The following is a 26,356-nucleotide window of genomic DNA, read 5'->3' on the forward strand; positions in this document are numbered from 1 at the left end:
GCGGACGTGCGGCCCCCGCGTCCCGCCCCGTCAGCGCGGGACGCGCGCGCGCACGGTGCGTGTATCGATGGAGTCGCGCAGGGCGTCGGCGATGAGGTAAGAGCCGCCGACCGTCGCCAGGAGCAGCACGAAGGGGAAGACGAGCAGCCGGATCTCGCTCGGGTGCCGCGCCGCCTGGCCCAGCGTCTCCCCCCACGAGGCCACGCGCGCGGGCGCGCCCATCCCGAGGAACGAGATCGCCGCCTCGAGCAGGACGACGGACGCCACGCCGAGCACCGAGCTCACGATCACGGGGCCGAGCGCGTTCGGGAGGATGTGGCGGTAGAAGACGCGCAGCCGGGTGCTGCCGAGCGCGCGCGCGGCCATCACGTACTCCTCGCTCGACGCGCGCAGCACCTCGGCGCGCACGAGGCGCGCGATCTCCGCCCAGCGGACGAAGGCGACCGCGAGCACCAGCGACAGCGCGGAGGGCTCGCGCTCGATCGCCCGCACGATCGCCACGACGAGGATCGCCGGGAAGGTGTCGACCGTCTCGACGAGGCGGACTAGGCCGTCGTTCCAGGCGCCGCGCAGCGTGCCCGCGAGCCCGCCGAGCACGACGCCGAGGAACATGCCCACGAGCACCGCGCTGAGCGACAGGCCGAGCGCCGTGCGCGCGCCGTAGATCAGCCGCGCGGCGAGATCGCGGCTCTCGAAGTCCGTGCCGAGCGGGTGGTCGAGGGACGGCGACGCGTTCGGGCCGGCGTCGGTGCGCTGCTCCGGGCCGTAGCGGATGGGCGGCCAGATCGCGAAGCCCTCGAAGCGCACCCTGAGCTCGGCCTCGGTGAGCGACTCGAGCGCGGCGCCCTCGGTGACCGCGGGCAGGATCTCCGCGCGGCCCGGCCCGAAGCAGGCGATGGGCGCGGGGGCGGCGAGGAGCTCGGCGAAGATGGCGAGCAGGGCGAGGACGCCGAGCAGCACGGCGCCGATGGCGACGCGCTTGCTGCCCACCATCCGGCGGAGGAACGCGGTCGCGTGGGTCACGCCTCGCTCCTCCGCGAGAGCACCGCCGGGCCGAGCCGCGGATCGACGAGCACATACGCGAGATCGGTCGCGATCACGCCGAGCGCGGCGATGGCCGCGGCGCCGATCGAGATGGCCATGAGCCAGCTCACGTCGCGCGCCTGCACGGCGAGGAGCGTGAGCTCGCCGAGCCCGTGGAGCTCGAAGACGCGCTCGACGACGAAGGCGCCGCCGAGCGCCATCGGCGGCTCGAGCATGGCGAGCGTCACGACCGGCAGCACGGCGTTGCGGAGCCCGTGGACGGCGATGGCGCGCGCGGGGCCGGCGCCTCGCGCCCGCGCGGCCCGGACGAAGTCCTGCGCGAGGACGGCGACGAGCGCGGCGCGCTGCTGCCGCGTCGGCGCGGCGACGAGCGAGAGCGCGATGAGGCACGTCGGCAGGAGCAGGGACCGCGCGCCGCCCGAGAGGAGCGCGGCGGCCACGGCCACGACGGCGGTCGGGAGGACGGCGGCGGTGAGCACGGCGGCCGCGATCGCGGAGTCGCTCCGCCGGCCCTGCGAGGCCGCGCTGAGCGCGCCGAGCGGGATCGCCACGGCGTAGGCCAGCGCGATCGCCCCGAAGACGAGCGCGAGGGTGACGGGCGCGCGCCGCGCGAGCTCGTCGAGCACCGGCTCTCCGGTCGCCGCGACGCCGAGCCGGTGGGTGACCGCGCCGAGCGCCCACTTGCCGTAGCGGGTCTCGAGCACGGTCGCCGCGAGCTGCGCCGGGCCGGAGAACACCTCGAAGTCGCTGCGGTACACGTTCCAGAACGACCTCCACCGCGTGACGCACGCGCGGGCCTCCGCGAGGTCGTCGCCCGGGGCGATCCGGTCGTCGATCTCCGCGATGTGGGCCGCGACGTCGACGAGGGCGCGCGCCTGCTCGAGCGTCGCCGCGTCGCGCGGCGGCTGCAGCGCGGCGATCACCGCCTGCAGGGCGAACGTGTCGAGCTCCAGCAGCTCGGCGGCGCGCGACGCGGAGCCGTAGCGGACCAGGCGCCGCACGGCGCTCCGGACCGACGCGCTCCGGAACTCGATGCCGCGGTCGTCCCAGAAGCGCGTCCAGAACGCGACCGCGTGCGCCGGGTCCGCGGCGTCGTCGGCCCGCGGCAGGCCCATCCGCGCCGCGACGGGCGCGAGCGCGAGCGCGACGCGGGTGCGCGGCTCGGGCGCGAGCGCGTCGAGCGGCAGGATGTGCGGCAGCGCGGCGCCGCCGAGGCGACGCAGCTCGTCGGCGGCGGCCGCCGCGTCGCCGCCGCCGGCCGCGATGGCCTGCGCGGCCGCGAGGGCGCGCCGGCGCACGTCGCGCGGCTCCAGGTTGATGAAGCGCGGCAGGTCGAGGAAGCGCTCCCGGCGGAGCCGCGCGAGCTCCGCGCTGGAGAGCGAGCTGGCGAGGAGCGGGTCGTCCGTCGGATCCGGGACGAAGGAGAGCACGAAGAAGGTCAGCAGCGAGACGCCGACGAGGGTCGGCAGCGTCCAGAGGAGCCTGCGGAGCGCGTGGCGGAGCATCTCTCTCGGCCCGGAGTCAGCGCAGGATGGCGTCGAGCAGGTCGATGCGCATCCCGAACTTGTAGGGGGAGGCCTTTACCACCTCCATCTTCTGGCCAGAGATCGTCTCGTCGTTGCCCTCGAGGTACCCGCCGGCGTTGATGCCGATGACCTTGCCCTGGCCGTTGAAGATGGGGCTCCCGTTCATGCCGCTCGTGCTGCGGGCGTCGTGCTGGATCAGCCAGGCCTCCGCCGCGGGCGCGGGCCGGCCGTTCGCGCCCGTGATCCGGCCGATGTTGGCGGCGAGGAACGTGGCGACGGGGTTCGCGGTGTCCGTGAGCCGCTCCGGGAAGCCGATCAGGTACACGTCGTCGCCGGCGCCGGCCGCGGCGAGCTCTTCCCGCGTCGCGAGCTCGAGCACGGCGGCCGCGCGCCCGGCGATCGTCACGGTGCCGATGTCCGGGGTGAGCTGATCCGCGCTGTCGCGGTACTGCGGGTGCGTCCGCATGCCGGTCACCGCGAAGCTTATCTGGCCCCGGCCTTCGTTCTCGAGCGCCGCGATCGTGCCGCCGCGGCGCTTGGCCGCGGTGATGCAGTGGGCGTTCGTCACGAGGACGGAGGGCCGCACCGCGAACGCCGTGCAGAACCCCTCGCGCCCGGCGGCGAGCATGAAGATCCCCTTCCTGGAGCGGTCGTGGAGGTTGCGCCCGAAGTTGGCGTTCGAGGGGTGGAGCGTCCCGAGGCGGCGCTCGATGTCCTTGCGCCGGGGGTCCTCCGGCGAGAGGCCCGCGAGCTCCTCCCGCAGCTGGCTGATCTCGTCGTGGGAGGAGCGGTTGTAGACGATGAGCGCGGCGAGGCTGGCGAGCGCGAGCACGAGGAGCGCGGCGAGGATGTAGGTCGTGCGGCGCTGGCCTGCCGTCGCGGCGTGCACCTCCTTGTGGAGCATGGCGTTGATCTCGACGGTGCCGCGGGGCTTCGCGCGCCCCGTGGCGGCCGCGACGGCGGAGGAGATCATCATGGCGATCGTCCGCTCGCCGACCCGACGAGCTCCGGCCGGCGGCGCCGCCGGGACGTGCCCAGGGGAGGCGGCAGCGGGCGCGGGGTACGCAGCGGGCGCGGGATACGCAGCAGGCGCGGGGTACGCAGCAGGCGCGGGGTATGCAGCGGGCGCGGAGTAGCCCGCGGTAGGCACGGGGTACGCGGCGGGCGCGGAGTAGCCCGCGGTAGGCACGGGGTACGCGGCGGGCGCGGGATGGCCCGTCGCTGGCGCAGGGTAAGCCGCGGCAGGAGAGGGGTGATGCGCCACGGCGTGCGCCTGCGGCGGACCCGACGTGCGGCGCTCGACGAGCTCCAGCCGCACCCGCGGGCCCTTGGCGCCGAACGTGATCTCGTCGCCCGACGCGATCGGGTGCCGCTTGATCCGCTGCCCGCCCGCGTAGGTCCCGTTGCGGCTGTCGAGGTCGTAGAGCACCCAGCCAGCCGCCTCGAGGCGCGCCTCGGCGTGGTGGCTGCTCGCGTCGCGATCGTGGTTCGGGTCGAAGACGACGTCGTTGTCCGGCGCTCGGCCGAAGCGCACCGCGCGCCGGTCATGGATCTCCACGGAACCGGCGTTGCGCCCGAAGGTATGTACGACGCGTAACATCACGGCGCCGGGACCCCCTGCAGCAGATCGATCCGCATCCCGATGCGGAACGGCGAGCTCTGCGTCACCGTCGCCTTCCGGCCGTCGATCGTGACGTTGTCCTCGTCGTCGATGTGCGCCGCGTGGATGCCGATGACGTGCCCGTACTGGTTGAAGATGGGGCTCCCGCTGTTGCCCCCGCGCGTGACGGCGTCGTGCTGGATCAGGACGGCTCGGTCCGGCGTCGTCGCCTCCTCGTCGATGCCGGTCACGCGCCCGATGCGGCCCTGCAGGAACGTCGCCGAGGGGCTCAGCGGGTCCATCAGGCGGCCGGGGAAGCCGATGACATAGGCGTCGTCGCCCGGCCCGATGGCCCGCAGCTCGGCGTCGTTCGCGAGCTTCACCGTGCGCGTCGCCTTGCCGGAGATCCGGAGCAGGGCGACGTCCGGCGAGCCGGCGCCCGCCTGCCCCGGCTTGTACGCCGGGTGGGCCGACATCGCGACGATGGGGAAGCGGATCTTCCCCATCGAGTCGTTCTGCGTGACGATCGAGGTGCCGCCGCGGGCGCGGCAGTCGCGGACGCAGTGAGCGTTCGTCGCGAGCAGATCGGGCGCGATGGCGAACGCCGAGCAGCAGCCGCCGATGCGGTTGTCCACCTTGTAGCCCATCACGTAGAGCGCCAGCCTGTTCTGCTCGAAGATGGCGCGCCCCGAGAGCACCTGCTCCGGGATCGCGCCCGACGGGCGCGCCGCGGGCGCGATCCCGAGGCCGACCTCGCGCGCCAGCGCGTCGGCCGCCTGGCGCGAGCGGTACGTGACCACGAACGCCACGGCCACGGCGACGAGCGCCGCGGCGACGCCTAGCCCGAGGATCAGGTTGTGGCGCGACACCTTGCGCCTCGCCTCGTCCGCCTTGGCGCGCACGAGCGCGAGCGCCTTCTCCTCGCGCCGCATCGCCTGCACGACGGCATCCTTGACGATGCGCTGCGCGGTCTCGACGTCGACGCGGCCGTCCGCGTCCGGGCGCCCGGGGGGCCGCTCTTCCTGCGGGGCGGCCGGGGTCTGCCGGCCACGCTTGTCGTTGCTGCGCAGCATCGCGGTGGGGGGCGCGCGCACGTGCGCCACGCGTACCCTAACGAAGCAGGTAGTAGCCGGCGATGGTAACGCACGCGACGGCGCTCACGATCATCAAGATCACCAGCCACTGCGGCGCGCCGTCGGTCGGGATCATGATCGGCTCGTCGCCCTGGACGGGCGCGCGGGCGTTGCGCTCGTCCAGCGCGTCGTCGGCCGGCAGGGGCGAGGCGACGTGGTCGTAGTCGTCCCCGTCGTCGTCCATGTCGCTGTCCGCGCCGCTCAGCCACGATTTCGGCGAGGGGGGGCGCTGCGAGATCTTCTTCTCGTCGAGCTCCTTCACCTTGCGCGCCGGCTCGGACGCGGCGGCGTTCTGGGCCAGGAGGTGCTCGGGCAGCGCGTACTTCTGGTAGCGGAGGTCCTCGATGTCCTCGAGCTCCGGCAGGGCGAGCCCGTCGCCGTCGAACTTCGCGACCACCACCGTGATGTTGTCGTGCCCGCCGGCCTGGTTGGCCCGATCCGTCAGCACCTTGCAGGCCTCGATCGGATCGTCGACGCTCCGCAGCACCTCGCGGATCTCCTCGTTCCGCACCATGCCCGAGAGCCCGTCGGAACAGAGCATCAGCGTGTCGCCCCGCTTGAGCTCCACGAAGGTGAGGTCGACCTGCACCGAGTCCGCGGTGCCGAGCGCCTGGAGGATGATGTTGTTGTGCTCGAAGGTCTCGGCCTCCTCCTCGGTGAGCTGGCCCGCCTCGATGAGCTGGTTCACGAGCGACTGGTCGCGCGTCACCTGCACGAGCCGATCGCCGCGGAGGACGTACGCGCGGCTGTCGCCGACCTGGCCGAGGAACAGGTGATCGTCCATCAGCGCGGCGATGGTCGAGGTGGTCCCCATCCCCCGCCGGGTCCGATCGAGCTTCGCCTCGCTGAAGATCCGGAGGCCCGCCGCCTCGATCGCCTGCACCAGCCGCGCCGCGAGCTCGTCGTGGTCCTCCGGGGGACCGGCGGCGCTCATCCGCTGGTAGATGATGTCGACCGCGAGCTGGCTCGCGACCTCGCCGGCCGCGGCGCCGCCCATGCCGTCGCACACGCCGAGCAGGGCGCCCCGCTCGCCGACGACCTGGTAGCGATCCATCTCCATCAGGCCGCGGCTCGCCTTCGTGAGATCCGCGACGATGAAGTTGTCCTCGTTGTGCTCGCGGACCTGGCCCACGTCGGTCCTGCCGAACAGCCGCAGCACGACCTCGGGGCGACGCGGCTCGTCGGGCGGTGTCGCCGCGCCGTCCATGCCGTCGGGGCGCTGCCCGCCCTCGTCCGGCTCGCCACCCCCCGGCGGCGCCTCGCCCGCGAAGCGCCCGGCAGCGCCGCCGAGGGCGGCCTCCGCGGCAGGGGTCTCGTCGAGCGCGCCGTCGTACGACGCGGCCGCGAGGGAGGCGTGCGCCTGAGCGGCGGCCGGCGGCGCATCGGGGGTCACAGCGTCTCCGTGGTCGTCCGATCGTGCGGCGCTTCCATCCGCGTCCTCCTCGCGCGACCCGCCAGCGGTGAGCCGCACGCGCGGCGGCGGAGGGAGCTTCCGCCCGACCTTCTCCGGGCTCGATGCGCTGGGCGCCTTCACGGGCTTCACGGCGATGCCAGCCTTCTGCGCGGCGTTCGCGGCCGGACGCGTCTTGAGCGGCGGGGGCTTCCAGTTCACGGGCTTGCCTGCTTCCACAGACCCCGCCTTGCCGGGCTCGAGCGACGCGGCGCCGTGCGGGGAGTCATGAAGCGCCTTGCCGGCGTGGCTGCTCGAGTCGGTTCCTGCGGACGTCGCGCCGGGGAGCCCCTCGACTTCCAGCGCCTCGGTCGGCGTTTCGCGGACGGTCTGGTCGCTCATCGGGGGAGATCCACGCGGAACAGGTGCTGCCCGATGCGCACGAAATCGCGATCGAGGAGGCTGACGTCCTCGCGGATGGCGACGTAGGTCCCGTTCGACGAGTCCAGGTCGCTGAGCGTGAACTCCCCCGTGGCCGGGTTCCTCCGGATGGCGGCGTGGCGTCGCGAGAGGAACGGATCGGCCGTGAATACGATGTCTCCCGTCTCCCGTCCGATCACCGTCTCATCCCGGTAGAGGTGGTACACGTCCCGCGTCACGCCCTCCACCGTCCGCTGGCAGAGTCTCGCCCGGCGGTGGATGGCGGGCGAGCCAAACAGCAACGTTCCATGCTGGATGGCATGGCCGAGGCCTCGCTCGCCGTCGTTCACGGTCTGAAACTGTAACACCTCGAGGCCCAGGAGGAGCAAGTCGCCATCTCGGAGGGGGTGCGTCTTCCGGATGCGGAGGTAGATGCGGTTGACGCTGCCCAGGTCACGGAGAACCCAGGACCCTTCCTGCGGGATGATCCGCGCGTGCCGCGGCGAGACGTACTGGTCGTCCTCGAGGACGATATCCCCCTCGGTCCGGCCGATGTCGATCTGGGGGCCCGCGAGGGGGAAGCTCTTTCCCTCGGTCCCGTCTTCGACGATCACGATGAGCTTGCCCTCGAGCGCTCGGGTCGGCTGGGTGTCAGCCGGAACCCACGCCGGCGGGCGAACCGAGAGGGACGCGCGCAGCGGCGCGAGCGGCCGCTGGGAGGCCGGCGGCGCGCTGCTCGCCTCGGAGATCGGCCCGGCGGGCTCGGCAGTCTGCGGGGGCCGCTGCGGGTCGCGCCGGGCGTCCGGGGCGAGCGCGGGCGCGGGCTGCGGGCGTTCGGAGGCGGCCCTGGAGGGGCGCTCGGAGGCGGGCCGCTCGCCCTCGAGGGGCGCACCGCAATACTTGCAGAACCGCGTGCCCGCCAGGCACTGACCGCGACAGCGCGCGCACTCGACCGGCGGGACGGGAGCCCGCTGCGACGACGCGATGTCGACGACCGGCGAGCCGACGATCTTGTCCGCGTTGCTCCCGCTGGCCGCGGGCGGGGGCAGCCGCGCCGGGGGCAGGGCGACCGGGGGCAGCGGGGGCGGAGCCGGCCTGGCCGGCGCGCCGACCCGTTGATGCGCGTCTCCGGCGCCGGAGCGCTCGTCGCGCGCCGCTGGCGGCGGCGCGGCCTCCGCGGGCGGCGCGTGCCGGGGCGCGGCGGGCGTGACGTCGTGGAGACCTCGCGCGGTCGTCCCGATCTCCTCGTGGGGCGCGGGCGCCATGTACGGCGCGCCAGGGGAGAGCGCGGTGCCTGGCTCGCCGCGCTCTCCCCTGGCGTGCTTCGACACCTGGCTCAGCGGCTGCGGGGCGCCCGCCGGGGCTCCGCCGTCTCTCCTGTTCAGCGCCGCGCCGCACGTCACGCAGAAGCGGTAGCCCGGAGGGTTCTCCCCGTTGCAGTTCGCGCAGGAGAGCCCCAGGAGCGCGTCGGTGATCGAGGGCGTCGCGGGCGGCGCGGGCGCGTCACCCCGCTCGGTGACCCTCGGCCCTTGCAGGGCTGGCACCATCTGGATCGCGCTGTCCAGCGCGCCAGCAGCCGGCGTCGCGGCGCCCTCGCGCGCCGGGCGCGAGGCGCCCTCGGCGCGGCCGTGCGCCGCCGGCATCGCTGGTTCCGTCCTCGCCGAGCTGAGCGGGCTGAAGGAGAACACGGGCGCCTCCGGGCGGAGGCGCCCCGGCGCGCCGCGAGGCGCCGGCGCCCTGGCGGCCGCGCGGGCGTCGTTCGCCGGCGGCGTCTCGGCCTGCGCGGGCGCCGGCAGGGCCGGGAGCGACACCTGCGGCAAGCCGCTCGGCGGCGTCGGCGGGACGACCCGCGCCTCTCGAGCCTTCAGCCGTCGACCGCAATCCTGACAGAACGTCAGATCGCCAGCGTTGTCGCGGCCGCACACGTCGCAGATCACGCTGCCGAGGGGACCGCGGAGCGACGGTCGAGTCAAGTAGCCGGTGCGTTCTCTCGAGCGGACAGGGGGACCGCTCAGCGCCGGCCGACCTCGGTCCGCACCTCGAGGAGGAGCTCGAAGCCGACGAATTGCGCGATGGCGGTGGCCCGCTCGTAGTTGGCCGTGTCCCTCCAGCCAGCGAGCAGCACCGGCCGGTACACGCAGCTGACGCCGAGCACCGCGCGGCGCGAGACCTCCAGCTCGACCCCGACGCCGCCGAAGATGAGCGCGCCGCCCGTCTCGACGCCCCACTCGTTCCCGTAGGCGACGCCGCCGACCCCGGCGGAAAAGTAGGGAGCCGCCCGGTAGCCGATGTCCGGCAGGTACCTCATCTCGGCCCGGAGCTGCTGGAAGATTCCAAGCCGGTAGAGGTTGCTCGAGTCCATCTTGGTGAACTGGTACGCGCCGCCGAAGTACCAGGGGCCCGGCGAGCGGTATCCGCCGCGGATCGCGAGCCCGCCCCCGCTGCCCAGGATGCACGCGTAGAAGGGCCCCGAGCGCGGGCAGGCAGCGCCAGGATCGAGGCTCATCTCGGCCACGAGGGCGACGCCGTACTGCACGTACTCGACGTGCAGCGGCGGCGGTCGGGAGGCGAGCTCGACGCGCGGCTTGACGGCAGGCGATGGCTCCTGCTCGGCCGCGGCCTCGTCCCCCGCCGCGTCGAGCCGAGCGCTCCCGGCGGACGTGGCGCGCACGTCCGCGGTCCCATCGCCGGGGCCTTCGCCCGTCCGTCCGCCGGCGGGAGCGCCTGGCGCGGCGCCGAGGAGGGCGCCCTCGGCCTGGGGGTGCGGAGGCGCGGCCCGCGCTGTCAAGGACAGCAGGGCGCCGGCCGCGATGGTCGCGGCCCAGAGCGCGCCGGGCGGAGATCGCAAACGCACGAGTTGTTTGAGATACGCGAGAGATCTGCCGCCGGCAACGCTCCTCCGCCGCGCGGGCGCCGGGGCGCGCCCGCGCCGACCTCCGACGTGGGCGCGCGCGCGGTCGCCTGGGGAAGCTCCGCGCCTCGCCGCGCCCCCGGGAAAAGACGCGACGGAAAGCGGAGGCGAGCGGTCTCTTGAAGCTCGACACCATACGCCGCTTGACGGCAGCTGCGAGGGTCGCCTAAACGAAGCCACCTTCATGGAGATTCACCTCGACAAGCGTGCCGTAAAGCAGATCCGCCTCTCTGCGGCGGATGCCGTTGAGGAAGGCGACACCGAAGCGCTGCGCGAGGACGTCCTCGAGGCGTTCTCGGAGGAGCAGGTCGAAGAGATCGAGCGTCGTCTGGACAGCGGTGATTTTTTTGAGTTCTTGACCGACGTGCTCGACGAGTGGGGGGGCGACGACGTGGACGAGCTCTTCGAGCTCCTCGAGACCCAGCTCGGCGACATCGGCATCGATCTGAAGTACGAGCCGCGCGAGGACGACGACGACCTCGACGAGGCCGACGACGACGATCTCGCCGACGACGAGGACGAGGACGGCGACGACGACGACGCCGAGCTGGAGCCCGAGGACGACGAGGACGACTGAGCGCGGCCGGCCCGCCGCCGCGGCGACGCGCCGCGCGGCGTCCCCGCGTCAGGGGTCCTTCCCGCCGTCGAGCTCGCGGAGGATGTAGTCCGCGCACGGGCGAGGCGCCGCAGGGAGCGACGGACATAGCGCGTGCGCGCAGCGCGCGTAGCGCGAGTCAGGGAGCTCCCGAGCGATCCGGGCTGCGGCGGCGCACGCCTCCTTGCTCCGGCCCTCCTCGCGCCACAGCTTCGCCTCGGCCCAGAGCGCGTCGTCGCGCAGGATGGACGCGGGGTGGTCCGTGTAGAGCTTGCGCAGCTCGCGGCGCGCGGCCGCGCGATCGCCGAGCGCGTCGCGGTAGAGGCGCGCGATCTCGAGCTGCGCGTCGTCGAACTTCCCGCGGTCGTAGCTGCCGGTGACGGCCGGCTCGCGCGCGGAGAGCATCTCCCTCAGGTAGCCGATGGCCTCCTCGGGGCGCCCGAGGGACGCGGCGAGCTCCGCCGCGTGGAACAGGGCGTCGTCCGTCAAGCTGCCGACGGGGTACGGGTGCGCGCGCGCGGCGGCGACGAACGCGCGCAGCGCGGCCTCGCGATCGCCGCTCCGCTCCAGGAGGAGCGCGGTGTGGTAGGCGACGTCCTGATCGAGCTCCGTCCCGCGGAGCGCGGGGCCGTGCTGCCGCAGCCACGCGAGCGCGCCCGCGGCGCCGGCGCGGTCTTCTTCGCGCTGGATGAGCCGCTTCAGCGCGTTGCGCGCGAGCCCGTGCGACGGGCGGCGCAGCGTCGCCGCCAGCAGCATCGCGTAGCCCGCGTCCGCGTCGCCGTGCTCGATCGCGAGATCGGCGAGCTCGAACTCCGCGCGCTCCGAGCGCGGCCCGCGCGGCGAGTCGGCGAGCAGCCGCTCGTACGACGCGCGCGCCTCGCCCCACGACTCCGCGCGCTCGAACGAGCGCGCCTGCATCAGGCGCGCCTCGTCGCGGTCCTTCACGCGCAGCGCCCGCGACGCGGCGTCGTCGAACGAGCGGGCCGCCTCGCGGTAGCGCCCCGCGTGGTAGGCGCGCTCGCCGGCGCTCATCGCGGCGAGGTAGGCGTCGCCGCGCGCCGGCGCGCACGCGGGGCCGAGCAGCGCGGCGATCGCGATCGCGACGGCGAGCGCCGGCGCGGGGGAGTTCGTGGGGCGGCGGCTCATGCGCGCGCGCCCTCGGCGCCGCGATCGCGCGGCAGCGCCAGCACCTCGGCGAGCGCCTCGGCGAGGGCGCTCGCCGCGGGCGCGACCTGCTCCGGCGCGAGATCGAGGTGGGTCACGGCGCGGACGGCGCTCCGGCCCGTCGCCCCCACGAGCACGCCGCGCCGCCTGGCGGCCTCGACGAGCCGCTCCGCCGGGATGCCGGGCGTCTCGATGTAGAGGATGTTCGTCTCGGGCTCCTCGATCGTCGCGGGCGGCGCGCCCGTCGCGGACGGCGCCGCCGCGCGGAGGGCCGCCGCGCGCATCGCCCGCGCGATGGCGCGCGCGGCCTCGTGGTCCTCGGCGATGCGGCCCTGGTGGTGCGCGAGCGCGTACAGGGCGGCGGCCGCGAGCACGCCGGCCTGCCGCATGCCGCCGCCGAGCATCTTCCGGAAGCGCAGCGCGGCGCGGACCACGTCGGCGCTGCCGCACAGCGCGGAGCCGACGGGCGCGCCGAGGCCCTTCGAGAAGCAGACGCTCACCGTGTCGAACGGCGCGGCGAGCTCGGCGGGCGTTCGACCGGTGGCGACCGCCGCGTTCCAGAGGCGCGCCCCGTCGAGGTGCAGCGCGAGCCCGTGCGCGCGCGCGACCGACGCGATGGCGAGCACGTCCTCCTGCGGAAAGACCCGGCCGCCCGCGCGGTTGTGGGTGTTCTCGATCGCGACGAGGCGCGTGCGCGGGAGGTAGTACTGCGGCGGCTTGATCGCGTCCTCGACGTCGGCCGCCTTGAACAGGCCGCCGCGCCCGGCGAAGACGAACTGCACGCCGCTCCAGGCGGGCGCGGCGCCGCTCTCGTAGAACGCGCAGTGCGCGCCCTCGCCCGCGATCACCTCGTCGCCGCGCTGCGTGTGGCAGAGGAGCGCGATCTGGTTGCCCATCGTCCCGCTCGGCACGAAGAGCGCCGCCTCCTTGCCCGTGAGCTCCGCGACGCGCTCCTCGAGCGCCCGCACGGTAGGGTCCTCCCGGTACACGTCGTCGCCGACCTCGGCCGCGGCCATGGCGGCGCGCATGGCCGCGGTCGGTCGGGTGACAGTGTCGGAGCGGAGATCGATCGTCGCTTGCATCCTGGAACCTCGGCTGTCGGCGTCGGCCGACGTTGTAGCACCGCGTGGCGCCGCGCCCGCTACGTGGCGCCGCGCCCGCTACGCGGCGCCGCGCCCGCTACCCGGGGCTCGCCGCCGCGAGCCGCGGGAACCGCTCGGCCATCCGCCACGCGATGCGCGTCGCCATCGCCATGATCGGCACCTGCGAGTTCACGCCGATGCTCGTGGGGAGGATCGAGCCGTCGGCGACGAAGAGCCCCGGCAGCGCGAAGCACTCGCCGCTCTGATCGACGATCCCGCGCCGCGGATCGTTCGCCACCCGCGCGCTCCCGAGCGGGTGGAACGCCATGCACTCGATGCGGCGCGCGTCGATGGACGCGCGCTCGGCCGCGCGCGCGGCGTCCATCGACGTGACCGGCGGCGCGCCGAGCAGCGCGGTGTAGACCTCGCGCGCGCCGGCGGCGAGCGCCATCTCGCTGAGGATCGTGATGGACCGGCGGAGCCGCGCGAGGTCGCGCGGCGCCATCGCGTACGAGACGAGCGGCTCCCGCCCGGGGCCGGGGCGGACGCGGCCGCCGCCCTCGTCGTGGATCATGGCGCCGAAGACGGCGCAGCGCGACAGCGCGGCGGCCCGTCGCCGCAGCGCGGGCCCGACGCCGGGGAGGCCCGCCGCGAGCACGTTCACCGCCGAGTAGACGCCGACGAGCTTGATCCCCTCGGCGTCGAAGTGGTCGGAGTAGACGCTCTGGAGCGCGCCGTCCCAGCCGTTCAGCGCGTCGTCGAACCGGGCGACCACGCGCACGGCAGGGTGCAGCGTCACGCCGTCGCCGAGCCCGGAGCTCGCCCCGAACGCGCCCGACGTGCGGAGGAGCAGCGGCGTGTGCAGCGTGCCGCACGCGGCGACGACCGCCTTCGCGCGCACCCGGAACCGGCGCGGCGGGGCCCCCGGCTCGCCGCCGAGCAGCCTCCCCTCGACGCCGGCGGCGCGCCCGCGCTTCACGGCGATCCGCTCGACCAGCGCGTCGGCGACCACGCGCGCGCCGTGCGCGGTCGCCGACGGCAGGTAGGCGACGTCGACCGAGCGCTTCGCCCCGGCGGGGCAGGTGAAGTTGCACCGGCCGTTGCCCTCGCACGCGTCGCCGGTGTTGCGGCGGAGCGGGCGCATCGGGATGCCGAGCCGGCTCGCCCCCTCGACGAGCCGCGCCGTCGAGGCGGAGCGCAGCGCCTCGGGGACCTCGCGGACCTCTAGCCGATGCTCGACGCTGTCGTACGCCGCCTCGAGGGCGCGCTCCGACAGCTCGTCGAGGCCGAGGTCGCGGGTCCACCGCGCGTGGACGCTGCCCGGGATGCGGAAGCACACCCCGCCGGTCACCACCGACGATCCGCCGACGGCGCGCCCCAGGGTGAGCGAGATCATCGGCGTCTGGCCCACGCCGAACGCCGTGAACAGGCCGGCCTCGCGGAACAGCCGCCGCACCGACTCGCTGGGCTTCCAGCGCTTGTAGTCGTCAGGGCGAACGTAGGGGCCCTCCTCCAGCACGATCACGCGCCGCCCCGCCTCGGCGAGCAGCGCGGCGACGACCGCGCCGCCGGCGCCGGAGCCGACCACGACGACGTCGCACGGCTCGTCGAACCCCGCAGGCAGGTCGCGCCCGCTGACGATCGGCTCGCTCGACGCGATGCCGCCGTTCACGCGCCGCCCCCGGCCCAGAGCCCGGGCAGCCGGCGCCGCGCCGCGGTGCTCTCGCGGTCGAAGCCCGTCAGCGCGAGCTCCGCGCCCTCCTCGAAGGCGGCGATGCACATCGGCACCTTGAAGGCGAGGAGCAGCATCGCGAGGAGCCCGGAGCGGCTCGACTCGAGCGCCTCCAGGTACGCGAGCCGCCGGCCGAGCGAGAGCCGGCTCATCCGGCCGAAGGCGCCGATCACGAAGGGCGGCAGCAGGTCGAGGCAGGCCGCCAGCAGCGCGAAGCTGCGCCGGGTCTCGGGGCTGCCCTGCCCGAGCGCGAGATCCAGCGCCGCGACCGCGCGCTCGCACACCTCGGCGCCCGGCGGGGCGAGCTCCCCGCGCTCGTCCTCGTCGCAGAGCATCGCCTCGGCGGCGGCCCACGCGACGCGTCGCGCCCACGGCGAGAGCCCGCGCCCGGCGCGCTCCCACCGCTCGAGCCCTCGCGCGGCGCGCCCGGGCGCGCTCCCTCCCCCGTCCTCGTGCATGGCCGCGAGAGCCTAGCCCGGATCGGCGCCGCGCCGAGGTCGAAGGCGGCGCGCGACGGGGTCGGGTGATCCCGGGCGCTTGGCGCGGCCACGCGGAAGGGCTGTTCGCGTGCCATTGCAGAACGACATCCCGACGGTCCGCTGAAGGCGCGCGCCGTGCCGCGTCGAGCGCGGCGCGCGGATCGCTCTTCGCGGTCGCGTGTGGGCTGGCTGTCCGCCGCGGATCCGGTTCTGGTATTTGAGCAGTGCGGCCGGGGGAGCACGGAGGAACGATGGCGGAGCGATCGCTGCAGCACCGGGATCCCGATAGCAAGGACGACGAGACGCTGAGGAGAGAGGCGCGCGTGCACCTCGCGAGCGAGCCGGCGCTGCAGCTCGTGGCCGAGCTGATCGCGCGGCTGCGCGAGCTCGATCTGCCGTGGTGGACGCCGGTCAAGCTGCGCGAGCAGTTCGGCGCGGTCGAGCGCATGGGCTGGTTCCGCGAGCGCAGCGACGTGCGCCAGCAGATCACGACGTCCCTCACCGGCCTCTCGCCCAAGGCCGCCCGCCGCAAGACGCCCGACTTCCAGGGCGCGCTCATCGACTCCGTCATCGACGAGGGCGACATCACCCCGCGCGCGTTCGAGGACGCGTTCGACCCGCGCGATCTCGCGGTGTACGGCCCGGCCGGCGGCTACTGGCAGTTCTTCCGGGACTCGATGCCGTGGGATCAGGACACGCCGCAGCTCCAGGAGATCGTCGCCTGGCTGCTCAAGGCGCTGCTCGCGGATCGCAGCCCGTTCGAGGGCATCGGCAGGACGCCGATCCTGACGCCGTGGGACGTGCGCACGGCGATCGACGGTCGGCTGTGGCAGACCCGCATCCCGCTCGAGATCCGCGTCGCCATCGACAACGCGCGGCTCAAGCAGGAGCGCGAGCGCCCGGGCGTGCCGTTCCACGCCGACGGTGAGCTCGCGATCGCCGGGCCGGACGTCATCGCCGCGAACATCCCGCCGCGCGACATCCTCCCCGTTGTGCAGCTCGCGCAGAAGGCGATGCGCTTCGACGGGCCGCGGGCCGCCACGCCGAAGGCGGCGGCGCCCGTGGAGCTGTCGTCCGGCCGCGGCGGGGCTGCCGCTCCGCCGGCCGGGGCGGGCGCGCCTGCATCGGCGCCGGGGGTCTCCGCTCCGGTGGCGAAGCCGGCGGCGTCGGCGTCCGGCGGGCCCGTGTCGGCGCCGGCGGCGTCCGCGCCTGTGTCGTCCGGCGGCGGGCCCGCGTCGGCGCCTGCTTCCGGCTCGTCCGGCGGCGGGCCCGACGCGGCCCAGGCCGGCAAGGCGGCCGCGAGCGCCGCGCCCTCCGAGGCGGCCGGCTCGCCGCCGGGGGGCCTCGCGGCGTCGGTGAGCAGCCCGCCGGCCGGCTCCCCCGCGGGGCCGAAGGCCGCCGGCAGCATCACGCCGCCGAGCGCGATCGCCGCGAGGCCGCTCGCAGCGGCGGGCGCCGCGGCGGCGGTCTCACCGCTGGGGGGGGAGCCGTCGCGCAACAGGCTCCCGAGCGACCCTGGCACCTCGTCGGCGCGCGCATCGACGCCGCCCCCTCCGGCGGTGCGCCCGTCGACGCCGCCCGCGCCCCCGGCGGTGCGCGCGTCGACGCCGCCCGCGCCCCCGGCGGCGGTGCGCGCGTCGACGCCGCCTGCGCCGAGCGCCTCGCCGGACGGGGCCAAGGTCGAGTCGCTCGACGACCTCGAAGAGGAGGAGGACGACGCCGACGGAGACAGCGGTGTGCCCGAGAGCGAGCGCACGAACCCGTGGGCGACCTCGGGCGACGGGAAACCGAAGGACGATCTCGACGACATCGGCGACGTCGAGTCGGTGAAGTAGCGCCACCGGAGCGCGGAGCGCCGTCCGCGAGCGGGTGGCGCGCCGCTCCGTCACGGCGCCGCGCCGCGCTGCCCGCGGCGGTCTTCATGTTTCTTCACACGCGCTCCTGAACATCCTTCACACGCGATGCGCAGCTTCGAGGTGTCCCGGAGCCGCGCGTCTGCGGCTCCGGTCGTTGCTGCCCGGGGCGGCGCCCGCGTTCGGACGAACCGAAGCCGCGCGTACGCGCCCCGTGCACGGATCGACGGCGGAGACGCTCACGGAGGGTACGCATCATGCTGGGATTCGTGGTTGGAACGGCCTGTCTGATAGGCCTCGTCATGACGTTGAAGCGCGGCTCTAGGTACGACTGCGGGGCGCCCTGGGGCGCTGGGCCGCGCTTCTTCGGGCGGCGCGGGTTCGGGGGGCACGGCTTCCGCCGTCGCTTCTTCCTGTCCTTCCTCTTCGATCGGCTCGGCACCACGCCGACGCAGGAGAAGGTCATCGTCGCGGCCATCGACGAGCTCCGCTCCGCCGCAGAGGCGCAGCGGAGCGAGATCCGCAGCACGCGCGCGGACGTCGCCGCGGCGATGCGGAGCCCGAGCTTCGACGAGACGCGCCTCGGCGAGCTCTTCGCGCGCCACGACACGGCCATCGAGTCGCTGCGCAGGGCCTCGGTCGGCGCGCTCGGGAAGGTCCACGCCGTGCTCGAGGACCGCCAGCGCGAGCAGCTCGCCGATCTCATCGAGATCGGGCCGGCCGCGTTCCGCGACATGTGGTCCGGCAGGGCCGGGTGGCGCGGCGACGATCCCTACAGGACCCACGGCCGGTGGGCGTGAAGGAGGGATGAGACCATGATGCGACGCCAGATCACCATCGCGCTGCTCGCGCTCGGCACCGTCGCCGGTTACGCCTCCGGCTTCTCCTCGCTGCGCTGCCGGGCGGAGGCCCGCCGCGACGCCTTCCAGCGCCACGTCGCGTCCATCTGCGTGGACGCCGCGCGGGAGGCCGAGCGCTCCTGGCCGCGGGGCGCCGCGCGCGCGGTCCACGCGCCCGCGGCGGCCGACGCCGACACCGGCGCGGGCCCCTGAGCTATACAAGGGGTGAGCGGCGGCCGGTCGCCGCCGCTCCTGCCCCCCGGGTCCTTCCATGGCGCTGCGGCTCCTGCTCATCGACGACGACACCCGGCTCCACGCCTTGCTCGCGAGCTACCTCGAGCAGAACGGGTTCGCGGTGACCGTCGCGTGCGACGGCGCGCGCGGCCTTCTGGCGCTCGCCGCGGGCACCTTCGACGCCGTCCTGCTCGACGTGATGATGCCGGGCATGGACGGCATCGAGGTCGTCCGCCGCATCCGGCAGAAGAGCTCGATGCCGATCCTCATGCTCACCGCCCGCGGCGACGAGGCCGATCGCGTGGTCGGCCTCGAGATCGGCGCCGACGACTACATCGCGAAGCCCTTCAGCCCGCGCGAGCTGCTCGCGCGCCTCCGCGCGGTGCTCCGGCGGGCCACGCCCGACGCCGCCGGCGAGCGGATCGTGGCCGGCGACATCGCCATCGACGTGCCCGGCCGCGTCGTCACCGTGTCGGGCAAGCCCGCCGATCTCACCGGCATCGAGTTCGACATCCTCGTCGCCCTCGCGCGGCGCGCCGGCCGCGTCGTCGCCCGGGAGGCGCTCCTCGAGGAGGCCGGCCGCGGCGACGTCAACGTCGGCGGGCGGACGGTCGACGTGCACATCTCGCACCTGCGGCAGAAGCTGTCCGACGACCCGAGGTCGCCGAGGCTCATCAAGACGGTGCGCGGCGTCGGCTACGTGCTCGCCAAGGACCGCGTGTGAGGAGGAGGTACCGGTCCTGGCTCTACGAGAACGGGCGCAAGGTCTCGATCGGCCGCTTCGTGAGCGCGCGGCTGCACCGCCGGATCTTCATGTGGTTCGGCGCGACCATCCTGATCACCGCGCTCGCCGCGGTCGCCACGATCGGGGCCATCGATCGCGTCGGCAACTCCGGCTGGCGGCGCGAGCACGCCCGCGCCCAGTCGTTCGTGGCCCACGGGTTCGAGCGGGTATGGGCCGATCCCGCGGCCCGCGACACCCTCGCCCGCGCGTTCGCCGAGGATCTCGAGATCGATCTGGAGCTCGTCGACGCGACCGGGCGGCGGCTCGCCAGGTACGGCCAGCCCTGCCGGGCGCAGACCCTGGTCGCCCCGGTCCGCGACGAAGGGGGGCCGCTCGGCACCGTGCTCCTCTGCCCTGCGCGCGGCCGCTCCGGCGGCTCGCTCCGGTTCGCCCTGCCGCTGCTCGCCGTGGCCATCGTCATGTGGGGGGCCTCGGGCCTCATCGCGCGCCGCCTCGCCCGCCCGCTCGTCGATCTGGCCCACGTCGCGCACGAGATCGGCGCCGGCAAGCTGTCGAGCCGCGTCCGGCTCGACTGCCACGGGCAGCAGGGCGAGGTCGGCGTCGTCGCCGAGGCGGTCAACGACATGGCCGCGCGCATCGAGCGCCAGATCGCCGACCAGAGAGAGCTCCTCGCCGCCGTGTCGCACGAGCTCCGCACGCCGCTCGCCCGCATCCGCCTGCTGACGGAGATGGCCCGCGAGGGCGGCGGGCCGAGCGCCTGCGTGCTCGACGACCTCGACCGCGAGGTCATGGAGATCGACGCGCTCGTCGGCGACCTCCTGGCCAGCTCGCGCCTCGATTTCGCGGCCCTCACCGTGACCCGCCTCGACCCGGCCGAGGCCGGGATCCGCGCCCTGGAGCGCGCAGGGCTGGACCCGACGCTGCTGGAGGTCGTCGAGGGGACGCCGGCGCTCCAGGCGGACGCGACGCTGCTGGCGCGCGCCCTCGCCAACTTGCTGGAGAACGCGCGCGCGCACGCTGGCGGGGCCGAGCGGCTGCGGGTCCGTCCCGGCGGCCAGCGCGGCGTCGTCTTCGAGGTCGAGGATCGCGGGCCCGGGTTCGCGGACGGGGAGGAGACGCGCATCTTCGAGCCGTTCTTCCGGCGCGAGCGGGCGCAGGGCGGCGAGAGCGGGGCCGAGCGCGGCTCGCTCGGCCTGGGCCTGGCGCTGTGCAAGCGCATCGCCGAGGCGCACGGGGGCCGCGCGTTCGCCGAGCGCCGCGAGGGCGGCGGGGCGCGCGTCGGCATCGAACTCGCGCTGCATCCGCCAACCAGCGCCGCGCGCCCACAGGGACGCGACGGGGAAGCAACCCGAGTAGACAGAGCAACCAGAGCAGACAGAGCAACCAGACCAGACAGAGCAGACGGAGATGCCCGCCCTCGCCGCGCGTAGCGTTCCCGCTTGACCGCGCGATGGGGCGGGTGCGACGCTCCCCGTGCTCGCGACCATGCGAATCCTCCTCTGCGAAGATCAGGACGCGATCCGGCGCATGATCGAGGCGCTGGTCGGAGCGAGTGGTCACGAGGTGATCGGCGTGGGCACCGGCCGCGAGGCGGTCGAGCGCGCCCTGACCGAGCCCTTCGACGTGCTGCTGCTCGACCTGATGCTGCCCGGGAGCATGGATGGCTTCGAGGTCTGCGAGCGCCTCCGCGCGCACCCGGGCACCTCCAGCCTGCCGATCATCGTGATCAGCGCCCTCGACGATCACGAGGCGCGCGCCCGCGCCTTGAAGCTCGGCGCGACCGCCTACTACGCCAAGCCGTTCCGGCCCCTCGAGCTCCTGGAGCACATCGGCGGGCTCAAGACCGCGCGGCGGGCCTGAACGCGGGGCCCCGCCCCGGCGGGTGCCGTCCGTCCGGCTCAACGCAACGGAGCGCTGGAAGATGGCGCCCGATTTGGCTACACCCGGCCGTCATGCACACTCGGTGGCGCTGGGTCATGGCTTCGACGCTCGCGGCGGTCGCCCTCTCGGGGCTCGCGGGCTGCGAGGGGGAAAAGAGCAAGGCGCAGGTCGCCGCCGACGCCGGCGCGCTCGACGCCGGCCCGGCGTTGCCCGTCGTCGGCGGCAAGCTGGGCGCGGAGCTCGCGGAGGCGGCGTCGGGCAGCACCGAGAAGAAGGGGCCAGCGGCGGGCTCTGCGGCGGACGGGCCGCCGCAGAGCGGCGTGTTCTCGGCGTCCGAAGCGGCCGCCGCGCTGCCGAAGGACGTGCCCTACAAGATCGAGGTCATCGGCGACGGCAGCGAGCCGCGGGCCAGCCTCGCCCCGAAGATCGACCCGAAATCCGAGCAGAAGCTCGACATCACGCTCGGGCTGCGCATGGGCGGGCCGCAGGGGCTGCCGAACCTGGAGCTCGGCGTGAGCTTCAAGGCGGAGAAGCCGGCGGACGCACCCAAGGAGGGCGCGGCCGCGCGCGTGGCGTCGACGGCGAGCGCGGCTCCGACGAGGGTGATCGCGAAGATCACGTCGGCGACGCTCGCCTCGATGTCGATCGGCGGCCCGCCGAAGCAGCTCGCGGACGCGCTCGCGAAGCTGAAGGGGAGCGCGCTGCGGTACGAGCTCTCGCCGGCGAACGTGGTCGGCAACGTCCACTTCGAGCTCTCCAAGGACGCCGATCCCGGGCTCCAGCCGCTGATCGGCGCGCTCGGGGAGGCGATCACGCTCCTCACGCCGCCGCTGCCGGACAAGCCCGTCGGCGCGGGCGCCTACTGGATGGTCACCGATCGCGTGGTGGCGTCGGGCGCGCAGCTGCCGGTGCTGCGGTACCGGGTCTTCAAGATCGAGAAGGTGGAGGGAGGCGTCGTCTCGTTCAGCGTGGACACGCGCCAGTACGCGGAAGGGGCCGACCTCAAGCTGCCGAGCCCGAACGGGGAGGTCACGATGACCATCGACCGGCTCGACTCCTCGGGCAAGGGCACGCTCACCTGGTCGCCGTCGAGCTTCGCGCCCGGCGTGGCCGACGCCTCGCAGCGGCTCCAGGCATTGCTGGTGCCGCCCGGCGCCACCGGCCAGCAGGCCGCTCAGCGCAGCGTGGCCCAGGTGGAGCTCACCGCGAAGTTCGCGTCGCCGGCAGCGCAGTAGCGCCGGTCCGCGGGCGGGCGCGGCAGCGCTCGCCAGGGTCACACTCTGCCGCCCGGGGCACACGGAGCGCCTCTCGCGCATCGGGCGGTGTGAGCGCATCGCCCTTCTGGCTGTGCACTTCCGTGCGAGCGTTCGCGCCCGCATCTCCCGCCCCGCGGCCCTGCTGCCTTCCAGGACGCAGGCGTGCGTCCCGGTCGCTGCCCGCGAGCCATGGAATCCATGGCAGCCACGGCCAACCCTGGAGCGGCGCCGCGGTGCCGGGGGGGTTGGCTAATCCCGTGCATGAGCGCCCGTGCGGGGAGGCGTGACGGCTGTCCGACCCGGCTGCCAGAGGCGGGCGAGCAGACCGAGCCACGTGCAGACGCATGACGTACGGGTGCGAGCGGAACATGCGCGGATGCAGCCTCGAGGCGTACATCGAGGAGCCGGGCCTCACGGAAGGGCAGCGCCGGCGGCTGCGGCTGTTCCAGACGGTGGAGGAGGCCGTGAGCCGTCGCGTGGAGCGGCTGTGCACGTCCAGCGAGATCGAGGTGACGGACGCGGCGATCCTCGTCGTGTCCCCGGCGGCGCGCCGGGCGTTTTTCCGGATCGACGCGCGGGGCAGCGCGGAGGCGCCGGGCGCGAGCGTCCTCGTCGACCACCGCGCGCGGCTCCACGAGTTCCTGCACGCCGTGCTGCCGCCCGTGGACGAGGCGCCGTTCGATCCGTACGTCGACCTGCTCGCGCCGTCTCCGCCCCAGTGCGTCCGCGTGCTCATCGTGGACGAGGACTCGCTCACGGTCCTGAATTACGGCGCGTTCGTGGTGGTGAACCTCGACCGCAGGGAGATGCCGAAGGCCTAGCTCCCGCGCCGGAGGTCAGAAGCGCACGGTGAGGCGGAACGGCTCGAGGGCGGCGCGCGGCGGGGGCTGCTTTCGCGGGGCGCCGGCGGGATCGCGATCGAAGGCCATCACGAGCACGCCGACGCCCGCCGCCAGGAGGCCGGCGCCGGCGACGATGTCGCCCGCGAGCGCCTGGGCGCGCGCGGCGTCGGCCGCGTCGCCGTCCCGCGTCGGTGCGTCCGACGCGCTCGCGACCCCGAGCAGCCCGATGGCCGCGCCGGCCGCCACGGTGGTCAGGCCGCCGGCGAGCAGCACGATCGGCACCACGCGGCTCGGCACAGCGTCGGGCGCGGAGCTCGGCGGGGCGCCGCGCAGGACCGGTCTGGCCGGCGCGACGCTCGCTGGAGCGCTCGTCGAGGACACCCTCGGCTCGGCGGGCGCCGCCGGCGCGGCGACCTCGCGCTCGAGGCTCAGCACGACGACGGCGCGGCTCCCCGGCGCCGCCGCGACGCTCCGCTCGGCCTCGCGGTAGCCCGGCGCGCTCGCGGTCACCGTGTGATCCCCCGGGTTGACCGGGCGCGGGCGATCGAGCGCCGCCGCGGGCACCACGACGCCGTCGATCTTCACCTCGAGGCCGACGGCGTCGCCCGGGGAGAGCCGCAGCTCGAGCGCCGCGACCTTGTGCTCGAGCTCCTGGATCGCCTGCCGCGCGAGCTTCTCGTACCCTTTTGTCGCAGGCGCGGACGGCTCGACAAGGAACGCGCGGAAGCTCTCGAGCGCCTCGACGAGCTGCCCCGTCTGCTGCTGGGCCACCCCGAGGCTGTAGAGGGTGATCGGCGCGCGCTTGATCGCGAGCGAGCGCTCGTACCGCTCCCGCGCCTGCTCCCAGCGGCCCTGCCTGGCGAGCTCGGAGGCCTCGATGAAGATCTCGCGCGCGACGGCGACGTCGGCCGCGCTCTGGGCCGCGGCGGGCGCGGGCGCGGCGAGCATCGCGGCCGCGACGAGGAGCGAAAGGACGCCCGAGGGCGCGCGCGTCCGCCGCGGCGTCACGGCCTGAACCGCTCCCCGTCCGGCACCAGCGAGAACCCCTCGAGCCCGGACCACAAGATGAGCTCGGTCCCCGTCCACACGCCCACGCCGTAGGTGTGCTGCTTGCCCGCGGCCGACATGTTCGCTCCCCACGCCATCGTCATCGGATCGTAGAGCTTCCCGTCTCGCCTGAGCGTCACGCCGCTCCGCCCGCCGGCGACGAGGGCGTGCGCGCCGGTCCACCCGGTCCAGCCGGTGCGCCGCTCGACGCGGCTGCGCTCCGACGGGGCCCCCTTGTCGTCGATCCCGCGCCACGCGTCGGCCGCCGGATCGTAGATCGCGCCGCTCTTGCGGGCGACGCCCTCCTGGTCCTGCCCGCCCCAGACGAGGAGCCGATCGCCCATCCAGACCGCGAACGCTTCGGTCCTCGGGCTCGGCGCGCCGGCGCTGGGCAGCGACCGCCAGACGTCGGTGGTGGGGTTGTAGGCGTACCCCTCGTTCGTGGTCGCCTCGCCGGCCTCCCCGCCGAACAGGTAGAGCTCCGTGCCCGACCAGGCCCACGCGACGCCCTCGCGCGCCGGGGCTGCGCCGGCGCTGGAGGCCGGCGTCCATGCGTCGGTGACCGGGTTGTAGAGCCCGCCGCCGGCGACCGGGGCGCCGCCCGCGGAGCCGCCCCAGATCAGGAGGCGCGTGCCGGTCCACACGCCGATCGGCATCCGCCGCGCCGCGGGGGCGTTGGTGGTGCTCATCGCGCCCCAGGTCCGCGCCGCCGGGTCGTACACGCCGCCGGTGGACAGGCCGAGGGGGCTCGCGAACGCGCCGCCGCCCCAGACGAGCACCCGGGAGCCCGTCCACGCCGCGGCCGCGAGCACGCGCGGCGAGGGGGCGCCCTCGTTGCCCAGCGTCGACCACGTGTCGCGCGCCGGATCGTAGAGCGCCCCGTCGCTCACGTCCGCGGCCGACGTGCGGCCGCCCCACAGGAAGAGCGCGTTCCCGATCCAGGTCGCCGCGGCCATCTGCCGCGGCGCGGGCGCGCCGCTCTTCGTCATCGGGACCCACGCGGGCGTGCACGCGCCGCTGCGGCACTCGCGCCCGCTCAGGCAGGCGTTCCCGCACGCGCCGCAGTGCTCGGCCGAGCCCAGGCTGACGCACTTGCCCTCGCAGGCCACGAGGCCGCCTCCGCAGGGCGGGATGCAGGCGCCGCCGGAGCAGATCTCGCCCCCGCTGCAGTCCGCGCTCGTGCAGCACTGGCGGCACGCGACGAGGCTGCAGCACTGCTCTCCGTCGGCGCAGCCCGTGCTCTTGCACCTCGCGCCGCCGTCCTCGCACACGTCGGCGGTGCAACCGTCGCCGTCCGAGCAGTCCTCGTTCGAGCAGCAGGCGCGGCACGCCGCGCCGCAGTCGCGCGGCGTGAGCGCGCCGCACGCGCACGCGCCGGACACGCATACGGCGCCCGGCTTGCAGGCGGTGCTGCACGCGCCGCAGTGCTGCGGATCCCTGGTGAGATCGGACTCGCAGCCCGGGGCGACCGGGTCGCAGTCCGCGAAGCCCTCGTCGCACACCAGCTCGCCTCGGTCGCAGCGCTGGTGCGGCCCCGCGGCGACCCCGCACGCGCCGCAGTGGAACGGGCTGACCTGCGTGTCGACGCACGAGGCGTCGCATGCGACGAGGCCGGCGGCGCAGCCGGCCGCGCACGCCGCGCCGTCGCAGTAGGCCGCCTCCGGCGCGCACCGCACGTCGCACGCGCCGCAGGTCGTCGGATCGATGGCGATCGCCTCACAGCCGGGCGCGCCGTCGCAGTCGAGGCGCCCGCTCGCGCAGGCGCAGCCGCCGGGGCCACCGCAGATCATGCCGCTCGCGCAGGCGTCCCCGCAGGCCCGGCAGTCCGCCTCTGTCCCGAGCGTGGCCTCGCAGCCGTCGTCGGGCGAGCCGTTGCAGTCAGCGTACCCCGGCGCGCACCCGCACACGCCGGCGCGGCACTCCATGTTCGGCCCGCAGGTGACGCCGCAGGCGCCGCAGTTCGCGGGATCCGAGGAGCCGTCGATCTCGCACCCCGTGTCGTGGAGGTTGTCGCAGTCGAGGAGCGACGGCGCGCACGCGCACTGCCCCCCGTCGCAGATCGCGCCCGCGGGGCAACGGAGCGAGCAACCGCCGCAGCGCTCGGGATCGCTCTTGAGATCGACCTCGCAGCCGTTGGTGACGACGTTCCCGTCGCAGTTGTCGAAGCCGAAGACGCACTCGGACGAGCAGTGGCCGCCCACGCAGAGGGTGTGCGGGCACGGCACGCCGCACGCGCCGCAGTGCGACGGATCGTTCAGCACGTTGGTGCACGACCCGCCGCAGCACGACTCCCCGTCACCGCACGCGTTGCCGCAGGCGCCGCAGTGCTCCCGGTCCGTGTCCAGCGCGACGCACGTCCCGCCGCAGCAGGCGCCGTCCGGGCAGTCGGGCGCGCAGCCGCCGCCCGTCGAGGTCGCGCCCTGGCCGCCCTCGGGAGGTTTGTCCGAGAGGGCGCTCTCCGCGAGCAGCGAGCAGGCGCCGGTGAGCACGGCCAGCGCGAGCAGCAGCGGCCAGCGCGCGCCGGTCGTGGGCCTTCGGTGTCGCGCCTCGCGCGCGGGGCTTTCCTGGGGAGACATCGCGACG

Annotated in this window: 22 protein-coding genes; 9 read left to right on the plus strand and 13 right to left on the minus strand. The window is 74.9% G+C overall.

Translation table 11 applies throughout. The features are described 5' to 3' along the window. Positions 1-30: 30 nt before the first annotated feature. From WMF44_RS11075 to WMF44_RS11105, 7 genes are read right to left on the minus strand one after another with little or no spacing between them, the layout of a single operon-like run. Positions 31-1,023, minus strand: coding sequence for an ABC transporter permease (locus WMF44_RS11075; RefSeq protein WP_437299090.1), 993 nt, complete (start codon positions 1,021-1,023; stop codon positions 31-33). Then, positions 1,020-2,549: an ABC transporter permease subunit gene (locus tag WMF44_RS11080; RefSeq protein WP_437299091.1), complete on the minus strand. Its 1,530-nt coding sequence runs from the start codon at positions 2,547-2,549 to the stop codon at positions 1,020-1,022. The genes WMF44_RS11075 and WMF44_RS11080 overlap by 4 nt, the downstream gene beginning before the upstream one ends. A gap of 16 nt (positions 2,550-2,565) precedes the next feature. Next, entirely contained in the window at positions 2,566-4,170 is a 1,605-nt protein-coding gene (locus WMF44_RS11085; RefSeq protein WP_437301550.1) for an FHA domain-containing protein, read from the minus strand. Next, positions 4,170-5,264 carry a S1 family peptidase gene (locus tag WMF44_RS11090; protein WP_437299092.1) on the minus strand — a complete coding sequence of 365 codons (1,095 nt, stop codon included), beginning with the start codon at positions 5,262-5,264 and terminating at the stop codon, positions 4,170-4,172. Before WMF44_RS11090 ends, WMF44_RS11085 begins: the two co-directional genes overlap by 1 nt. Positions 5,265-5,280: 16 nt before the next feature. Continuing rightward, entirely contained in the window at positions 5,281-7,095 is a 1,815-nt protein-coding gene (locus WMF44_RS11095) for a Stp1/IreP family PP2C-type Ser/Thr phosphatase (RefSeq protein ID WP_437299093.1), read from the minus strand. Next, the gene (locus WMF44_RS11100) at positions 7,092-9,086 is read right to left on the minus strand and encodes an FHA domain-containing protein (RefSeq protein WP_437299094.1); all 1,995 of its coding nucleotides are present in this window, start codon (positions 9,084-9,086) and stop codon (positions 7,092-7,094) included. The genes WMF44_RS11095 and WMF44_RS11100 overlap by 4 nt, the downstream gene beginning before the upstream one ends. A 38-nt stretch (positions 9,087-9,124) precedes the next feature. Then, a complete protein-coding gene (locus tag WMF44_RS11105; RefSeq protein WP_437299095.1) occupies positions 9,125-9,967 on the minus strand; it encodes a hypothetical protein in 843 nt (280 codons plus the stop codon). A gap of 241 nt (positions 9,968-10,208) precedes the next feature. Between WMF44_RS11105 and WMF44_RS11110 the strand changes: the two genes are divergently transcribed. Further along, complete coding sequence (locus WMF44_RS11110) at positions 10,209-10,601, plus strand: hypothetical protein (RefSeq protein WP_044964534.1); 393 nt, start codon at positions 10,209-10,211, stop codon at positions 10,599-10,601. Between the two features lie 48 nt (positions 10,602-10,649). Here WMF44_RS11110 and WMF44_RS11115 read toward each other — a convergent pair whose 3' ends face one another. From WMF44_RS11115 to WMF44_RS11130, 4 genes are all read right to left on the minus strand, one after another. After that, positions 10,650-11,765: a tetratricopeptide repeat protein gene (locus WMF44_RS11115; protein ID WP_437299096.1), complete on the minus strand. Its 1,116-nt coding sequence runs from the start codon at positions 11,763-11,765 to the stop codon at positions 10,650-10,652. Beyond that, positions 11,762-12,865, minus strand: a complete 1,104-nt coding sequence (gene ltaE / locus WMF44_RS11120; protein ID WP_437299097.1) for a low-specificity L-threonine aldolase — start codon at positions 12,863-12,865, stop codon at positions 11,762-11,764. The genes WMF44_RS11115 and ltaE overlap by 4 nt, the downstream gene beginning before the upstream one ends. Positions 12,866-12,962: 97 nt before the next feature. Continuing rightward, complete coding sequence (locus WMF44_RS11125) at positions 12,963-14,537, minus strand: GMC family oxidoreductase N-terminal domain-containing protein (RefSeq protein WP_437299098.1); 1,575 nt, start codon at positions 14,535-14,537, stop codon at positions 12,963-12,965. Beyond that, on the minus strand, positions 14,534-15,055 hold the full coding sequence (locus WMF44_RS11130; RefSeq protein WP_437299099.1) for a hypothetical protein: 522 nt from the start codon (positions 15,053-15,055) through the stop codon (positions 14,534-14,536). The genes WMF44_RS11125 and WMF44_RS11130 overlap by 4 nt, the downstream gene beginning before the upstream one ends. A 272-nt stretch (positions 15,056-15,327) precedes the next feature. Here WMF44_RS11130 and WMF44_RS11135 point away from each other — a divergent pair, with 272 nt between their 5' ends. The 8 genes from WMF44_RS11135 to WMF44_RS11170 all read left to right on the plus strand — a co-directional run bounded on the left by WMF44_RS11135 (position 15,328) and on the right by WMF44_RS11170 (position 22,705). Continuing rightward, positions 15,328-16,911 (plus strand): hypothetical protein, encoded by a 1,584-nt coding sequence (locus tag WMF44_RS11135; RefSeq protein ID WP_437299100.1) that lies wholly within the window; start codon positions 15,328-15,330, stop codon positions 16,909-16,911. Between the two features lie 320 nt (positions 16,912-17,231). Next, positions 17,232-17,729 (plus strand): Spy/CpxP family protein refolding chaperone, encoded by a 498-nt coding sequence (locus WMF44_RS11140; protein WP_437301551.1) that lies wholly within the window; start codon positions 17,232-17,234, stop codon positions 17,727-17,729. Between the two features lie 15 nt (positions 17,730-17,744). Continuing rightward, entirely contained in the window at positions 17,745-17,981 is a 237-nt protein-coding gene (locus tag WMF44_RS11145) for a hypothetical protein (RefSeq protein WP_437299101.1), read from the plus strand. A 58-nt stretch (positions 17,982-18,039) separates the two neighbouring features. Then, positions 18,040-18,726, plus strand: coding sequence for a response regulator (locus WMF44_RS11150; protein WP_437299102.1), 687 nt, complete (start codon positions 18,040-18,042; stop codon positions 18,724-18,726). Next, on the plus strand, positions 18,723-20,177 hold the full coding sequence (locus tag WMF44_RS11155; RefSeq protein ID WP_437299103.1) for an ATP-binding protein: 1,455 nt from the start codon (positions 18,723-18,725) through the stop codon (positions 20,175-20,177). The genes WMF44_RS11150 and WMF44_RS11155 overlap by 4 nt, the downstream gene beginning before the upstream one ends. Positions 20,178-20,232: 55 nt before the next feature. Beyond that, a complete protein-coding gene (locus tag WMF44_RS11160) occupies positions 20,233-20,607 on the plus strand; it encodes a response regulator (RefSeq protein WP_437299104.1) in 375 nt (124 codons plus the stop codon). Between the two features lie 116 nt (positions 20,608-20,723). After that, positions 20,724-21,863, plus strand: a complete 1,140-nt coding sequence (locus WMF44_RS11165) for a hypothetical protein (protein ID WP_437299105.1) — start codon at positions 20,724-20,726, stop codon at positions 21,861-21,863. A gap of 365 nt (positions 21,864-22,228) precedes the next feature. Further along, positions 22,229-22,705, plus strand: coding sequence for a hypothetical protein (locus WMF44_RS11170; protein ID WP_437299106.1), 477 nt, complete (start codon positions 22,229-22,231; stop codon positions 22,703-22,705). Between the two features lie 15 nt (positions 22,706-22,720). Here the strand turns inward: WMF44_RS11170 and WMF44_RS11175 are convergent, their stop codons facing one another. Beyond that, the gene (locus tag WMF44_RS11175) at positions 22,721-23,734 is read right to left on the minus strand and encodes a hypothetical protein (protein WP_437299107.1); all 1,014 of its coding nucleotides are present in this window, start codon (positions 23,732-23,734) and stop codon (positions 22,721-22,723) included. After that, the gene (locus tag WMF44_RS11180) at positions 23,731-26,349 is read right to left on the minus strand and encodes a Kelch repeat-containing protein (protein ID WP_437299108.1); all 2,619 of its coding nucleotides are present in this window, start codon (positions 26,347-26,349) and stop codon (positions 23,731-23,733) included. The genes WMF44_RS11175 and WMF44_RS11180 overlap by 4 nt, the downstream gene beginning before the upstream one ends. Between the last annotated feature and the right edge of the window lie 7 nt (positions 26,350-26,356).

The organism is Sorangium sp. So ce426, assembly GCF_051475585.1.
GTDB classification, from domain to species: domain Bacteria; phylum Myxococcota_A; class Polyangia; order Polyangiales; family Polyangiaceae; genus Sorangium; species Sorangium cellulosum_B.

What these genes read in the sequence shown, in the direction of transcription:
- WMF44_RS11080 (WP_437299091.1), bottom strand. Translation starts at nt 2,549, where the DNA reads ATGCTCCGCCACGCGCTCCGCAGGCTCCTCTGGACGCTGCCGACCCTC.
- WMF44_RS11085 (WP_437301550.1), bottom strand. Translation starts at nt 4,170, where the DNA reads ATGTTACGCGTCGTACATACCTTCGGGCGCAACGCCGGTTCCGTGGAG.
- WMF44_RS11095 (WP_437299093.1), bottom strand. Translation starts at nt 7,095, where the DNA reads ATGAGCGACCAGACCGTCCGCGAAACGCCGACCGAGGCGCTGGAAGTC.
- WMF44_RS11110 (WP_044964534.1), top strand. Translation starts at nt 10,209, where the DNA reads ATGGAGATTCACCTCGACAAGCGTGCCGTAAAGCAGATCCGCCTCTCT.
- WMF44_RS11115 (WP_437299096.1), bottom strand. Translation starts at nt 11,765, where the DNA reads ATGAGCCGCCGCCCCACGAACTCCCCCGCGCCGGCGCTCGCCGTCGCG.
- ltaE (WP_437299097.1), bottom strand. Translation starts at nt 12,865, where the DNA reads ATGCAAGCGACGATCGATCTCCGCTCCGACACTGTCACCCGACCGACC.
- WMF44_RS11130 (WP_437299099.1), bottom strand. Translation starts at nt 15,055, where the DNA reads ATGCACGAGGACGGGGGAGGGAGCGCGCCCGGGCGCGCCGCGCGAGGG.
- WMF44_RS11135 (WP_437299100.1), top strand. Translation starts at nt 15,328, where the DNA reads ATGGCGGAGCGATCGCTGCAGCACCGGGATCCCGATAGCAAGGACGAC.
- WMF44_RS11140 (WP_437301551.1), top strand. Translation starts at nt 17,232, where the DNA reads ATGACGTTGAAGCGCGGCTCTAGGTACGACTGCGGGGCGCCCTGGGGC.
- WMF44_RS11145 (WP_437299101.1), top strand. Translation starts at nt 17,745, where the DNA reads ATGATGCGACGCCAGATCACCATCGCGCTGCTCGCGCTCGGCACCGTC.
- WMF44_RS11150 (WP_437299102.1), top strand. Translation starts at nt 18,040, where the DNA reads ATGGCGCTGCGGCTCCTGCTCATCGACGACGACACCCGGCTCCACGCC.
- WMF44_RS11160 (WP_437299104.1), top strand. Translation starts at nt 20,233, where the DNA reads ATGCGAATCCTCCTCTGCGAAGATCAGGACGCGATCCGGCGCATGATC.
- WMF44_RS11165 (WP_437299105.1), top strand. Translation starts at nt 20,724, where the DNA reads ATGGCTTCGACGCTCGCGGCGGTCGCCCTCTCGGGGCTCGCGGGCTGC.
- WMF44_RS11170 (WP_437299106.1), top strand. Translation starts at nt 22,229, where the DNA reads ATGACGTACGGGTGCGAGCGGAACATGCGCGGATGCAGCCTCGAGGCG.
- WMF44_RS11180 (WP_437299108.1), bottom strand. Translation starts at nt 26,349, where the DNA reads ATGTCTCCCCAGGAAAGCCCCGCGCGCGAGGCGCGACACCGAAGGCCC.